This is a genomic window from Mesorhizobium sp. M7A.F.Ca.CA.001.10.2.1, from assembly GCF_003998575.1.
Classification (GTDB): domain Bacteria; phylum Pseudomonadota; class Alphaproteobacteria; order Rhizobiales; family Rhizobiaceae; genus Mesorhizobium.
Genome location: NZ_RZQY01000010.1, coordinates 14,971 through 27,469, shown reverse-complemented (window position 1 = coordinate 27,469; position 12,499 = coordinate 14,971). Strand labels below are relative to the sequence as shown.

The 12,499-nt window shown below is 64.3% G+C and carries 11 protein-coding genes; 8 read left to right on the top strand and 3 right to left on the bottom strand.

Features of this window, described 5'->3' with window-relative positions; genetic code table 11:
* The 3 genes from EN964_RS01570 to EN964_RS01560 all read right to left on the bottom strand — a co-directional run.
* A partial coding sequence (locus EN964_RS01570; RefSeq protein ID WP_164775705.1) for an aminotransferase class III-fold pyridoxal phosphate-dependent enzyme occupies positions 1-812 on the bottom strand: 812 nt, incomplete at its 3' end.
* A complete protein-coding gene (locus EN964_RS01565) occupies positions 813-1,871 on the bottom strand; it encodes a phosphotransferase (protein ID WP_127267840.1) in 1,059 nt (352 codons plus the stop codon).
* Entirely contained in the window at positions 1,868-3,163 is a 1,296-nt protein-coding gene (locus EN964_RS01560; protein ID WP_164748646.1) for an ArgE/DapE family deacylase, read from the bottom strand. The genes EN964_RS01565 and EN964_RS01560 overlap by 4 nt, the downstream gene beginning before the upstream one ends.
* A 169-nt stretch (positions 3,164-3,332) precedes the next feature.
* On the opposite strand from EN964_RS01560, the gene EN964_RS01555 reads away from it, so the two are divergent.
* From EN964_RS01555 to EN964_RS01520, 8 genes are all read left to right on the top strand, one after another.
* Positions 3,333-4,031: a GNAT family N-acetyltransferase gene (locus EN964_RS01555; RefSeq protein WP_127267842.1), complete on the top strand. Its 699-nt coding sequence runs from the start codon at positions 3,333-3,335 to the stop codon at positions 4,029-4,031.
* Positions 4,032-6,758, top strand: a complete 2,727-nt coding sequence (locus EN964_RS01550) for a LuxR C-terminal-related transcriptional regulator (protein WP_127267843.1) — start codon at positions 4,032-4,034, stop codon at positions 6,756-6,758.
* Positions 6,759-6,842: 84 nt separating this feature from the next.
* On the top strand, positions 6,843-7,964 hold the full coding sequence (locus EN964_RS01545; protein WP_127267844.1) for a class II histone deacetylase: 1,122 nt from the start codon (positions 6,843-6,845) through the stop codon (positions 7,962-7,964).
* Complete coding sequence (urtB, locus tag EN964_RS01540; RefSeq protein WP_245490623.1) at positions 7,909-8,826, top strand: urea ABC transporter permease subunit UrtB; 918 nt, start codon at positions 7,909-7,911, stop codon at positions 8,824-8,826. The genes EN964_RS01545 and urtB overlap by 56 nt, the downstream gene beginning before the upstream one ends.
* Positions 8,823-9,809: a branched-chain amino acid ABC transporter permease gene (locus tag EN964_RS01535; RefSeq protein WP_127270113.1), complete on the top strand. Its 987-nt coding sequence runs from the start codon at positions 8,823-8,825 to the stop codon at positions 9,807-9,809. The genes urtB and EN964_RS01535 overlap by 4 nt, the downstream gene beginning before the upstream one ends.
* Entirely contained in the window at positions 9,806-10,510 is a 705-nt protein-coding gene (locus EN964_RS01530; RefSeq protein WP_127268597.1) for an ATP-binding cassette domain-containing protein, read from the top strand. The genes EN964_RS01535 and EN964_RS01530 overlap by 4 nt, the downstream gene beginning before the upstream one ends.
* Before the next feature lie 2 nt (positions 10,511-10,512).
* Positions 10,513-11,214, top strand: coding sequence for an ABC transporter ATP-binding protein (locus tag EN964_RS01525; protein WP_127268598.1), 702 nt, complete (start codon positions 10,513-10,515; stop codon positions 11,212-11,214).
* 82 nt (positions 11,215-11,296) lie between these two features.
* Positions 11,297-12,466: a substrate-binding protein gene (locus EN964_RS01520; protein ID WP_127268599.1), complete on the top strand. Its 1,170-nt coding sequence runs from the start codon at positions 11,297-11,299 to the stop codon at positions 12,464-12,466.
* Positions 12,467-12,499: the final 33 nt, after the last annotated feature.

Sequence of the window (12,499 nt, the reverse complement as noted above, 5' to 3'; positions counted from 1 at the left end):
ATTCCATAATTGGCGAAACCCCACATTCCCTGGCCAAGCCGGCCGAAGCCGGACTGGACTTCATCGGCGATGATGATGCCGCCGGCCTTTTTGATGTGATCCGCCGCTTCGCGCATCACCGCCGCATCCGGAAAGAAAATACCGTCGCTGGAAAAGGCCGAGTCGAGAAGCAGCGCTGCCGGCCGGATATTCTTTGCGCGCATATCTTCGATGGCGGCCGCGACATTTCTGGCGAAATCATGCGCGGCCCGGCCATGGTCGCGGAACGTGTCCGGCGCTGTCACGGTGCGGTGCTGCGCGGGCACGCCCTTTGCCCCGACCGCCGCCGGCGACAGCTGCGCCGTCGCGATGGTGGCGCCGTGATAGGCAAAGTCGGTGATGATCACCCCGGTGCCGCCGCTGGAATGCTGGGCGATGCGGATGGCGAGGTCGTTGGCCTCGCTGCCGGTGCAGGTGAACATGGCATGACCGAGGTGGGCCGGCACGGTGCCGAGAAGTTTCTCCGCGTAGTCGAGGATGATCTCGCTGAGATAGCGTGTGTGGGTGTTGAGCGTGGCGGCCTGCGCCGACAGCGCCTCGACGACACGCGGATGGCAGTGTCCGACCGAGGCGACGTTGTTATAGGCGTCGAGGAATCTGCGACCCTGGGCATCGTAGAGCCACACACCGCTGCCACGCACCAGATGGATCGGGTTGCGGTAGAAGGCGCGGTAAGTCGGCCCGAGCAGCCTGGCGCGGCGCTCGAGCAGCGCGCGCTCCGATGCAGCCGCGTCGGCATTTGAAGGATATGGCGAGGACTGGGACACGAGCATTTACTCCGGATTGGAATTGTCGAGAAAATAGCGGCGGGCATCGGTGGATGACAGACCATCCAGCTTTTCAAGCGAGGCCCAGACCTCGGTGGCGAGGCGCAGCACATAGTCGCGCTTGGCCGGGAAGCGCTCGGCCTGCCAACTGGCGATGTTGACGATGAGCGCAAGGCGGGCACGGATCAGATTGAAGAGAATGCTGATCTCTTCCTCCTCGAGCGGCTGCACGGACTGATAGCCGGCGACGAAGCGCGCGGCCGGCGCCAGCGGATGGCCTTGCGCCGGCCAGCGATAGACGGCGCCGATGGCGAGGTCGCAGATCAGCGGCGAATGGATCATGTCGCCGAAATCGAGGATGCCGCTGACGACCTCCGGCCGCGACGCGTCCATCACCACATTGTAGGAGTTCATGTCGTTGTGGACGATCTGCGCGCGCAGGGTCGGGATGACCGGCGCCGCATGCTGCTCGAAGGAGTCGATCGCGCGCTCGACCATCGCCCGCCGGCCAACGTCACTGATATGCGCCATCATCGGCCGCGTCTTGGCGACCTTACGGATATCCCAGAGCAGGTCGCTGCCGGCGGCCGGGTGGAAGAAACCGCGCAGCGCCCGGCCAAGGCGGGCGAGGAAGACGCCGAGATTGCGATCCTGCGCATCGGAAGTCGGCGAGCGCGACAGCAGCTGACCGGGCAGATAAGTCACCAGCCGGATGATGCGCGGCGCCGATCCACCAACACTGGCCGCAAATTGCGGCTCGCCTTCAAGGCTTTTGCGCACCGAGGGAACCGGCAAGATGGGGTCGACTGCAAGGATGTGGTCGAGCGCCTTGTTCTGGAAATCGGTGAAGCCGGCCTCTTCCGCCGGATGGGAGATCTTTAGAACGAACTCACGCTCGCCGTCGGCCTGGATGTGGAAATTGTGGTCGCGTTCGCCAGGCAGCGGACGCGCGGTGCCGGTCAGCCCATAGTACCGGCGCAGGATGGCGAGCGCTTCGGCCGCCGAAACATCAGGCGCGTCCTCGGCGAGTGTTTCGCCGAATGCATCGGGGACAGCCGAATTCATGGCTTAGCCTCGATAGGTTCGAGCCCGCACCAGTCGGCGATGAACAGCGCGATGGTCTGGGTGACCTTGCGCACCGAGTCGAGATCGACGGCCTCGTCATAGCCATGCGGCATGCGGCAGATCGGGCCATAGACGATCGCCGGCGTGTCGGCATAGAGGCCGAAGAAGCGTGCATCCGTCGTCGCCGAGGTGACGTGTTCCGTCAGCGGCTCGCCCCAGACGGCGGTATGGCTGCGGCGCAGCACGGATTCCATCTCGTCGGCACCCTCCAGCACATAGCCTTCGGCCATGAAGCCGTTGTAGGTGAGGCTCGGCGGACGATTGGCCAGGAACGGATCGGCACGCGCCGCTTCGGCGATACAGGCCTCGAGCTCGGCTCTCGCGTCTTCGAGCCTCTGGCCGGGATAGGTGGCGACGCGCATCTCGAAGACACATCGCGCCGGAACGCTCGATGTCCATTCGCCCCCTTCGATCTTGCCGAGATTGAAGCGGATCGGGTGCGGGTGATCACGGAAATGCTTGTCGTCGACCTTGCGCGCATTCCAGACGATTTCGAGTTGCTTCAGCGCCTGGATGATGACAAATGCCTTTTCGATGGCATTGGCCCCGGCCGAAAATGCACCCGACGCATGCTGCGGGTCGCCGTCGACCTCGACCCGGAACCAGATCGGCCCGACCTGCGCCCGCATCAGCCTCGGCTCCAGCGGTTCGGGAATGAAGGCGGCGTCGGCGCGGTAGCCGCGCTGCACGCAGGCAAGCGCGCCATTGCCGGTGCATTCTTCCTCGACCACCGACTGCAGGTAAACGTTCGCGGCCGGCTGATAGCCAAGGCTGCGCAAGGCGGTCAGCGCATAGAGACAGGCGGACAGGCCGGCTTTCATGTCGCCGGCGCCGCGGCCATGCATCCAGCCGTCCTCGATCACCGGGTCGTAGGGATCGCGCACCCAGCGGTCGAGCGGTCCGGTCGGAACGACATCGATATGGCCGTTGAGGATCAGCGAGCGGCCGGTCGCGTTTCGCGGCGTATGCGTGGCAACGACATTGAAGGCGTCGTCATAAGAAACTGCCACGGGTGAAAAACCCGGCAGGTCGCGAATCGCATCGACATCGACGCGCCACATGTCGACGGCATAGCCGTCAGCCTCAAAGGCAGCCGCCATGAACGATTGTGCGGCATGTTCCTCGCCACGCTGCGAAGGAAAACGCACGAGGTCTTGCAGAAACGCTACCTGCCGCGCGAAGCCGTCATCGACCGCGCTCAGAATGGCCTCGTCCGCAATCCGCTCAGGCATCATATTTCACTTTCTTCTGAATGGTGTATCATATCTCATATGCCATTCCTGTGAAATGCAAGAGGCATACGCGCCAAACTTTCAGTCCAGGGTTTGCCGTTCGATGCTGCCATGGTCTTGGGGAGTTGGCATCGGATGCAGCAAGCCGATACTGCTATCTCTGGAAGACATGACGGGGAATGCGTTGATCACCGAAGACACGATGCAGGCCGAAATCACCGATCTCGCCATCGGCTACCATCGCCTGCCGGCGGGCAAGCTTGCCAATGCGGTGACGTGGATGGAGGCGCGCTCTCCGCAGCCCGATCTCGCGCACCCCTTGGCCATGACACGGATCACGACGCCCGACTGCGCTTCCTATCGGGCGATCTTCCTCGAGATCGGCGCGCCCTGGCTTTGGGACCGTGTTTCCGAAATGTCCGATGCCGAAATCACCTCGCATTTCGCCGACCCGCGCCAGCATCTCTACTACGGCCATGACGAGACCGGCGCCCATCTCGGTATGGTCGAATTCTTCGTCGCCGACAGCAGCGAGATCGAGATCATCTATTTTGGCCTGTTCCCGTCCCTGACCGGCAGGGGTTTCGGCAAACGGCTGATGGCCGGGGCACTGGACCTCGCATGGTGTCTCAACCCGAGCCGCATCTGGCTGCATACAAGCAGCTTCGATCATCACAGTGTCATCGGGTTCTACAGTGCCTGCGGGTTCGTGCCCTTCGCGACCGGATTTGAGATCGTCGACGATCCCCGGATCAAGGGAACCTTGCCGCGCGATGCCGCACCGCAGATTCCGCTGATCGAAACGGAGTGGAGCAATGGCAAGGGAGCCGCGCTTTCCCCGGAAAAGCGACAAGTTGCGCGGACCTAGATGAGAACAGCCCCGCAATCCGTCAGCCAAGCGTCGCCGCACCATCGCCGATGGGTTCGCCGCGAGACCATCCTGTCGACGCTGGAGCGCCATATCGACACGCGCATCGTGCTGTTCGCCGCGCCCGCCGGCTTTGGTAAATCGACGACGATGGCGCAATGGGCCGCGGAAGTCGCGCGCCACGGTCGGCTGACCGCTTGGCTGTCTTGCGAAGCGACGGACAATGACGAGGGCGCCTTCCTGTCGCATCTGGTGGGCGCGCTGCGCCAACTGGTCCAGAGTCCGGCGGAACTCGATCTTGCCTTCCAGTCGAGCCCGATCCCCCAGCTCGATGTCGTGCTCTCGGCACTTGTGGCGGGTCTGGCGGCGCGCCAGGCCGACATCACCCTGTTCTTCGACGATTACCACGCCGTCGAGGCGCCGGCGGTGAAGCGGTTCATGGAGCGTCTGACCCGGCAGGCGCCGGCAAACGTCGCCTTCGTCATCGGCTCGCGCAGCCTGCCCGACCTGCAGCTCGGCAAGCTCCGGGTGCTTGGCGACGTCTTCGAAATCGGCCCGGACGATCTGCGCTTCGCCTCGTCAGAAGCGGAAGCCTTCTTCAACGACAAGCTGGGCTTGAGCGTCAGCAGCGGTGCGGTGGAAACCCTGTGCTCGCGCACCGAAGGATGGGCCGCCGGCCTGCAACTGGCCTCGCTGTCGCTGAGTGCCGCACATGCACCCGAAACCGTCATCGGCAACTTCACCGGCGCCAACCGAAACGTCGCCGACTTCCTGATGGGCGAAGTGTTCCTGGAACTGCCGCCGGCAATCGCAAAATTCCTGCTCTACAGTTCGATCTTCGAACGCTTCAGTGCCGAGGCCTGCCGAGCGGTGATGCGGGCGGCCGATGCCGAGGCGGCGATTACCGAGATCGAGACGCGCAACCTGTTCCTGGTGCCGCTCGACGAAGAACGGCGCTGGTTCCGCTACCATCATCTGTTCCGCGATTTCCTCAGCCGAGAAATGGAGCGGCGCGAACCGGAGATGATCGCGCCGCTGCATCTGGCGGCCGCCGAATGGTTCGGCGAGCGCAAGATGCTGACAGAGGCGATCGGGCACGCGTTGGCCGCCGGCGACCAGGCCCGCGCGGCGGTGTTCGTCGAGAACAATGCGCTCGACCTCATCGCCCAGTGCCAGCTCCTCTATGTGCGTCAGTTGCTTGCGCTGCTGCCGAGGACGCTGATTGACCAGCGCATCCGGCTGCAACTCGTCGTGCTGTGGCTGGCGGTGCACAGCAGCCAACCCGAGATTGCGCAGCAGACGCTTAGCAACGCGCGCAAGCTGGTCGAGGCCGGACCGGCCGACGGCAGTGACCCGGGCACCATGACCGGCACGACGATAAAGGCCGAGCTCGTGGTCCTCGCCGCTGCCGTGCACAGCACGCTGGAGCAGTTCGATCAGGCGCGCGACACAGCCCTTGCGGCCCTGCGCGTCATCGCGCCCGATGCCTGGTTCATGGAGGGCGCGACCGCCAACGTCATAGGCTACAACCTCTATGCGCTGGGCGACCTCGAAGGTGCCCGCGCCGCCATCGACGCGGCACGACGGGCGCACGAGCGAAGCGGCAGCCTGCTCGGCGTCACCATCGCCAATTGCTACATGGCCGTGATCGAGCGTTCGGCGGGCCGCCTGCCCGCCGCAGAGCGGCTGCTGCGCAACGCCATCATCGAAGCCAGGGCGCGGATCGGTGCAAACTCCTATGCCGAAGCCCTAGCCGGAACGCTGCTTGCCGAACTCGCCTACGAGACCAATGCGTCGGGCGAGGCGTTGACGCTGGTCGAGAATCTCGGACCGCAGATCGAAGGCGCGGCGGTCATCGTCTATCCCCTGGCCAGCGTGCCGACCTATGCCCGCGTGCTGCAGCTGACGGGCCGCACCGAAGCGGCATTGGATATGCTGGAGCGCGTCTATCAACGCGTGCGCGGCACGGTGTATCGCCGCCTGGCATCGATGATCGTGCATGACCGCATACGCGTGCTGCTCGACCAGAGCCGCAATGCTGAGGCGCGCGCGCTGCTGACCGAGCATCGCGGCGAAGGGACCGAGGCTTCGATGGCCATCACCACAGCCAACGAGTTCGAGTTCTTCGCCGAAGGCCGCCTGCTGACGGCCGAGAAATCCTATGCCGCGGCCGCCCGAATTTTCGACGAATTGTTGGTGCGAACGAAAAGCAGCGGGCGCATGCGCCGCCATATCCTCGCGCTGATCCTGCGCGCCAAGGCAGTCAGCGCCACCCATGACCAACGCGTGGCGGACCGTTATCTTCTCGAAGCACTTCGTCTTGCTCAGCCGTCAGGCTTCATCCGTTCCTTCGTCGACGAGGGAAGGCCTGTTATCGACGGGTTGATGCGGCTGCGTGCGGCCCAGGCAAAGACCGATCCAGCACTGTCAGCCTATGCCACGCGCATCATCGACGCCGCGCAGACAATGCCTGCCGCGACTCGCAAGCTGGCCGCACCAGCCGCTGAGAAGGAACAGCTCACCCAGCGCGAGGCCGAACTGCTGCGCTATCTCACTGAGGGCATGTCCAATCGCGATATCGCCTTGGCGCTGTCGGTGAGCGAAACCACGGTGAAATGGCACCTGAAGAACATTTTCGGCAAGCTTGCGGTATCCAACCGGGTGCAGGCGGTGCGCGCCGCGCAAGGGTCAGCAGGCGCCCATCCCCCTCCGAAGGGAGGGGTATAGAATAACGGGCACAACCCCTCTTTCGGGTCGGGCCACATGATCGTCAGCCTGCTAGCGTCACCTGGTTTTCGGAGGACGCTGCGGATGGCGACAGGCTACGTTTTTCACGAACAGCTGATGTGGCACGACACCGGCCCCAGCGCCGACATGATGCCGCCCGGCCGTTTCGTGGAACCCGGCCGCCATCTGGAATCGCCCGGCTCGAAGCGCCGGCTGAACAACCTCATCCAGGTCAGTGGCCTGTCGCGTCATCTGGTGCCGATCATCCCAGAGCCAGTCTCGATCGAGGACCTGCTGCGCGTGCACACGCAACGCCATGTCGACGATATCCGCATGCTGAGCGAACGTGGCTCCGGTTTCGCCGGACCACAGGCGCCGATCGGTCTCAACAGCTTCGACATCGCGCTGCTGTCTGCCGGCACCACCTATGCCGCCATGCGCGCGGTGCTGACCGGCCGCGTCGACAATGCCTATGCGTTGGCGCGGCCGCCGGGGCATCATGCCGAACCCGACCAGGCGATGGGCAACTGCCTGTTCTCCAACATCGGCGTTGCTGTCCGCCGGCTGCAGCATGAAGGTTTGCTCGGGCGCGCGGCGATAGTCGACTGGGATGTGCACCACGGCAACGGCACCGAGACGGTGTTCTATTCCGACCCGTCGGTGCTGACCATTTCCGTGCATCAGGACAATCTCTACCCGACCGGGCGCGGTGCGCTGGCCGACAACGGGAAAGATGCCGGCAAAGGCTACAACATGAACATACCTCTGCCGGGGGGCAGCGGCACCGGCGCCTATGAAGCGGCTTTCGACCGCGTCATCGCACCTGCGCTGCGCGCCTACAGACCGGACCTCGTCATCGTCGCTTCCGGCTTCGATGCGTCAGGCTTTGATCCGCTCGGCCGCATGATGCTCAACAGCGAATGCTTCAGGCGGCTCGCCGCGCGCATGGTGGCGCTGGCCGCCGAGACCTCGCAAGGGCGTCTGATCATGACCCATGAGGGCGGCTACTCCGAAGGTTATGTGCCGTTCTGCGGCCATGCCGTCATCGAGACGCTGGCCAATCACCGTACCGAAGTGGTCGATCCGCTGTCGGACCATATCGACGAGTGGGCTGGGCAGGATCTGCAGCCACACCAGGCTGCTGCGATCGATGCCGCAGAGGGGCTGCTCGCCGGCCTGCGCCAACGTCTCGCAAGCGCGGCCTGACGCGATGGATTTTCTCATCACCACGCTGCTCAACGCGCTGACGCTGATCAGCATCCTGATGCTGGTCGGGCTCGGGCTGGCGATCAGCTTCGGGCTGATGAACGTGACCAATTTGGCGCATGGCGAGTTCGTCACCGTCGGTGCTTTCGCGGTCTATTTCGTCCAGAGCATGGGCGGCTCGTTCTGGCTGGGCCTGGCCGCCGCGCCCATCGCCGGCGCGGTGGTCGGCTGTATCCTCGAATTCGCCATCATCCGCCATCTCTATTCCAGGCCTGTCTCGACCGTGCTCGCCACCTGGGGCGTCAGCCTGATCCTGCAGCAAGGGCTGGAACTGACCTTCGGCCTCGGCGCCAAGCCGGTGACGCCGCCGATCGAGGGCACGCTCGATCTCGTCTTCACCGTCTATCCGGCCTACCGGCTGATCCTGATCGGCATCGCCATGCTGACCTTGCTCGGCGTCATCCTGCTGATCAGCCGGACGCCCTTCGGCCTCGATATCCGAACCGTCATCCAGAACCGCGAGATGGCCGAGGGCGTCGGCATCAACACGCGGCGTACCTACGCCATTGCCTTCACCTTCGGCGCGGCCATCGCCGGGCTTGCCGGCGGACTGGTCGCGCCACTGGCGATCGTGCTGCCGCAGATGGGGGTGAACTATCTCGCCAACGCCTTCTTCGTCGTCATCGTCGGCGGCGTCGGCTCGATCGGCGGCCTCGTCGCCGGCAGCGTCTTTGTCGGCGGGCTGACCAGCATCCTCAATTATCAGATCTCGCCGTCGCTGGCGCAGGCGATCGTGCTGCTGGCGGCCATCGTCGCTGTCCGGCTGCGGCCCAACGGCCTGTTCAACGGAGCGTCGCGATGATCGCCCGCGACCGCAACTGGCTGCTGATCTTCGCCATCTGCGTGGCGCTCGCGGTCGTCTATCCGCTCTTTGCCGGCGGCTATCAGCTGACGGTGATCCGCGACGCGCTGATCTTCGGCCTGTTCGCGGCGAGCCTCGACTTCTTCTGGGGCCGCACCGGAATCCTGTGTTTCGGCCACGCCGCCTTTTTCGGCATCGGCGGCTACATCATGGCGCTGGTCACACTCAATGATGCCATCCCCTTTGGAAGCTTACTCGGCATCATGGGTGCGGTGGCGGGTGCGGCCTTCGTCGCCGCCATCATCGGCTACTTCCTGTTCTTCGGCGGCATCCGTGGCAGCTATTTCACCATCGTCACGCTGGCCATGGGCGTCATCTGCCAGCAGGCCGCGGTCTCCTGGAGCTCGGTCACCGGCGGCGACAGCGGCCTGATCGGCATCCCGCCGATCGAGTTCGATCTTGGCGGGCTGCACGTCGATCTCAGCCAGGATCTGCCCAGCTACATCTTCGTCTCGGCCATCGTCGCCATGACGGTGCTGGCGCTCTGGTTGATCAGCCGTGGCCGCTGGGGCACAGTGCTGACCGCCATTCAAGACAATGAAATCCGGGCGGCCGCGCTCGGCCACAACGCGCCATTGCGGCTGCTTGTCACTTTCGTCCTGTCGGCGGCGATCGCCGGCCTTGCCGGCGCCCTCTATGTCTGTATGGCCGGGCTGGTGGCACCCGATCTGTCCGGGCTGCTTCTGTCTACGGAAGTCATCGTCTGGGTGGCGGTCGGCGGACGCGGCACGCTGCTTGGGCCAGTACTGGGCGCCATCTTCATTCAGCGCGCGCAGCAGACGATCAGCAGCTTCAACCCGAGCCTGTGGCCGCTGCTGCTCGGCTGTGTCTTCGTCATCATCGTCTTCGTCCTGCCGGATGGCATCCTGTCGATCTACGCGCGGCTGAAAGACCTGTTCAAGGGCGGGAGGCGCGCGCAATGAGCGACATCCTGCTGCAGGCTGAAAATGTCGGTATCCGCTTTGGCGGACTGCAGGCGCTGGAGGCTCTGAACCTCGCCGTACGAGACAAGGAACTTTGCTGCATCATCGGGCCGAACGGCGCTGGCAAGAGCACCTTCCTCAACGTGCTGACCGGCACGCTGCGTCCGACCAGCGGCAGCGTGCGCTTCCTCGGCCATGACATCGCCGGATTGCCGCTGCATCGCATCGCCCGGCTCGGCATCGCCCGCAAATTCCAGATTCCCTCGGTTTTCCCGAACCTCTCGGTGGAGGACAATCTGAAGGTCGCGCGCTGGGGCGCGCCTTCGCCAGTGCGCCCGGTTGGTGAACTCTTGGAACTGGTCGCGCTCGGTAACCGTGCCGCCACGCTGGCCGGCGAGCTCGCGCATGGCCAGAAGCAATGGCTGGAGATCGGGATGGCGTTGGCGATAGAGCCAAAGTTGCTTTTGCTCGACGAGCCGACCGCCGGCATGACACCACAAGAGACGCTGGCGACGGCCGACATGCTGCTGCGGCTCAAGGGCGAGTTCTCGATCGTTGCCGTCGAGCACGACATCCGCTTCGTGCGGGCGCTGAACTGCGAGACATTGGTGCTGCACCAGGGACGCCGACTGCGCAGCGGTCCTTTCCACGACATCGAGACCGACGAGATGGTCCGCGACGTCTATCTGGGGAGGCGCTGAGCATGCTGCGGACACTTGCCGTCTCGGCCGGCTACGGCCTGCTCCCGGTGCTGAACGGCATCGACCTCAGTGTCGCGTCCGGCGAAGTCGTCGGCCTGCTTGGCCGCAACGGCGCAGGCAAGACGACGCTGCTGCGCGTCATCGCCGGCGGCTTGCGAGCGAGCGGAGGCGCGGTGGTTCTCGGTGATAAAGACCTCACCAACGCGCCAGCTTTCCGCCGCGCGCGGGCAGGCATCGCGCATGTGCCGCAGGGGCGCGGGATCTTCAACCAGCTGACGGTGCGGCAAAACCTGGAGGTCGGCACCCGCGCCGCCAAGGACCGTGGCGACGGTGGCATCCCGGACGACATCTTCGGCTATTTTCCGATCCTGCGGGAGCGCGAAGCGCAGGTTGCCGGCACGCTTTCGGGCGGCCAGCAGCAAATGCTGGCGATCGGTCGCGCGCTATGCGGCCTGCCGTCGGTGCTGCTGCTCGACGAACCCTCGGAAGGCATCCAGCCGAACATCGTGCAGTCGATCGCCGAACTGGTGCCGCGCATCGCCCGCGAGCGCGGCATCGCGATCATTCTTGTCGAGCAGAATCTCGATCTCGTTCTCAAGGCATCGGACCGCTGCCTGGTGATGGAGAAGGGCAGGATAGTCCACGAAGGTGCGCCTGAGACCTTCGCCGACGAGACCCTGCTGAAGGATCTGTTGGCCCTATAGAGCGCGCGTGAAGCGCGCCTGGGAACTTGTTGACTTGTAAGGCGTGCATGGGGCGCGCCTGGGACTGGAAGGGAACACAACAATGATAAGCAGAAGAACTGTCTTGAAATCCGGCGGCGCCGCGGCCGCCTTCGCCATCGTCGGCGCGCCGTCGATCCTGCGCGCCGCCGACACCGTCAAGGTCGGCCTATCGATCCCGATCACCGGGCTGCAGGCGATTCTCGGCGAGACGCTGCTCAATTGCTACAAGCTGGCCGCCGCCGAACTCAACGCCGCCAACGGCATTGGCGGACGCCAGGTCGAGCTCATCATCGAGGACAACCAGACCACGACCAAGGGCTCCATCGACAAGGCGCGCAAGCTCATCAACGAAGACAAGGTCGACGTGATCATGGGCACGATCATTTCGCCCGAACGCAGCGCCACGCTGTCGGTCACCTCGAAGGCCAAGAAGCTGTTCTTCTACCCGACCAATTTCGAAGGCGGCGAATGCAACCGCTACTTCGTCGCCACCGGCCCGATCCCGATGCAGCAGGTCGACCCGATGATGCCGTGGGTGGCCGAGAACCTCGGCAAGACGATCTATGTCATGGCTTCGGACTATGCCTGGCCGCAGAAGATGACCGAGGCGATCACGGCAGCCTATGAGAAGGCCGGCGGCAAGATCATCGGCGCCGACTACTATCCGTTCGGCACCACCGATTTCGGCCCGGCCTTCCAGAAGATCAAGTCACTGAAGCCCGATGTCGTCTGGTCGATGGTGGTCGGCAACGACGCCGTCACCCAGCTCAAGCAGTATCGCAGCTTCGACATCAAGCAGCCGCTGATCGCCCCGCTCGACGAGGTCTTCAACAAGGACGCGCTGCCGCCCGGCGTGGCGGCCGGCACCTATGCGCCGCAACCCTACTGGATGGCGCTCGACAACCCGGTCAACAAGAAGTTCATCTCGAGCTTCCGCGAGAAGTTCGGTCAGGAGAAGATGGTCAACGGCATCGGCGAGGCCGGCTACAACGGCCTGCATCTCTATGCGCTGGCCGCCGAGAAGGCTGGATCGTTGAAGGACGATGATGTGCTGGCCGCGCTGCCGTCGATCGAGTTCGACGCACCGCAAGGCAAGATCCGTGTCGACGCCACCAACAACCACACGCTGTGCCATTCCTATGTAGGCAAGGCGGCGTCCGACGGCATCGGCTACGAGATCGCTAAGGACTTCGGCACCATCGAGCCGGTGACGCCTTACTGCAAGGTGTAGGGTCTTCCGCCCAAGCAATCCTGACGGCGGCTT

What these genes read in the sequence shown, in the direction of transcription:
- EN964_RS01565 (WP_127267840.1), bottom strand. Translation starts at nt 1,871, where the DNA reads ATGAATTCGGCTGTCCCCGATGCATTCGGCGAAACACTCGCCGAGGAC.
- EN964_RS01560 (WP_164748646.1), bottom strand. Translation starts at nt 3,163, where the DNA reads ATGCCTGAGCGGATTGCGGACGAGGCCATTCTGAGCGCGGTCGATGAC.
- EN964_RS01555 (WP_127267842.1), top strand. Translation starts at nt 3,333, where the DNA reads ATGACGGGGAATGCGTTGATCACCGAAGACACGATGCAGGCCGAAATC.
- EN964_RS01550 (WP_127267843.1), top strand. Translation starts at nt 4,032, where the DNA reads ATGAGAACAGCCCCGCAATCCGTCAGCCAAGCGTCGCCGCACCATCGC.
- EN964_RS01545 (WP_127267844.1), top strand. Translation starts at nt 6,843, where the DNA reads ATGGCGACAGGCTACGTTTTTCACGAACAGCTGATGTGGCACGACACC.
- urtB (WP_245490623.1), top strand. Translation starts at nt 7,909, where the DNA reads ATGCCGCAGAGGGGCTGCTCGCCGGCCTGCGCCAACGTCTCGCAAGCG.
- EN964_RS01535 (WP_127270113.1), top strand. Translation starts at nt 8,823, where the DNA reads ATGATCGCCCGCGACCGCAACTGGCTGCTGATCTTCGCCATCTGCGTG.
- EN964_RS01530 (WP_127268597.1), top strand. Translation starts at nt 9,806, where the DNA reads ATGAGCGACATCCTGCTGCAGGCTGAAAATGTCGGTATCCGCTTTGGC.
- EN964_RS01525 (WP_127268598.1), top strand. Translation starts at nt 10,513, where the DNA reads ATGCTGCGGACACTTGCCGTCTCGGCCGGCTACGGCCTGCTCCCGGTG.
- EN964_RS01520 (WP_127268599.1), top strand. Translation starts at nt 11,297, where the DNA reads ATGATAAGCAGAAGAACTGTCTTGAAATCCGGCGGCGCCGCGGCCGCC.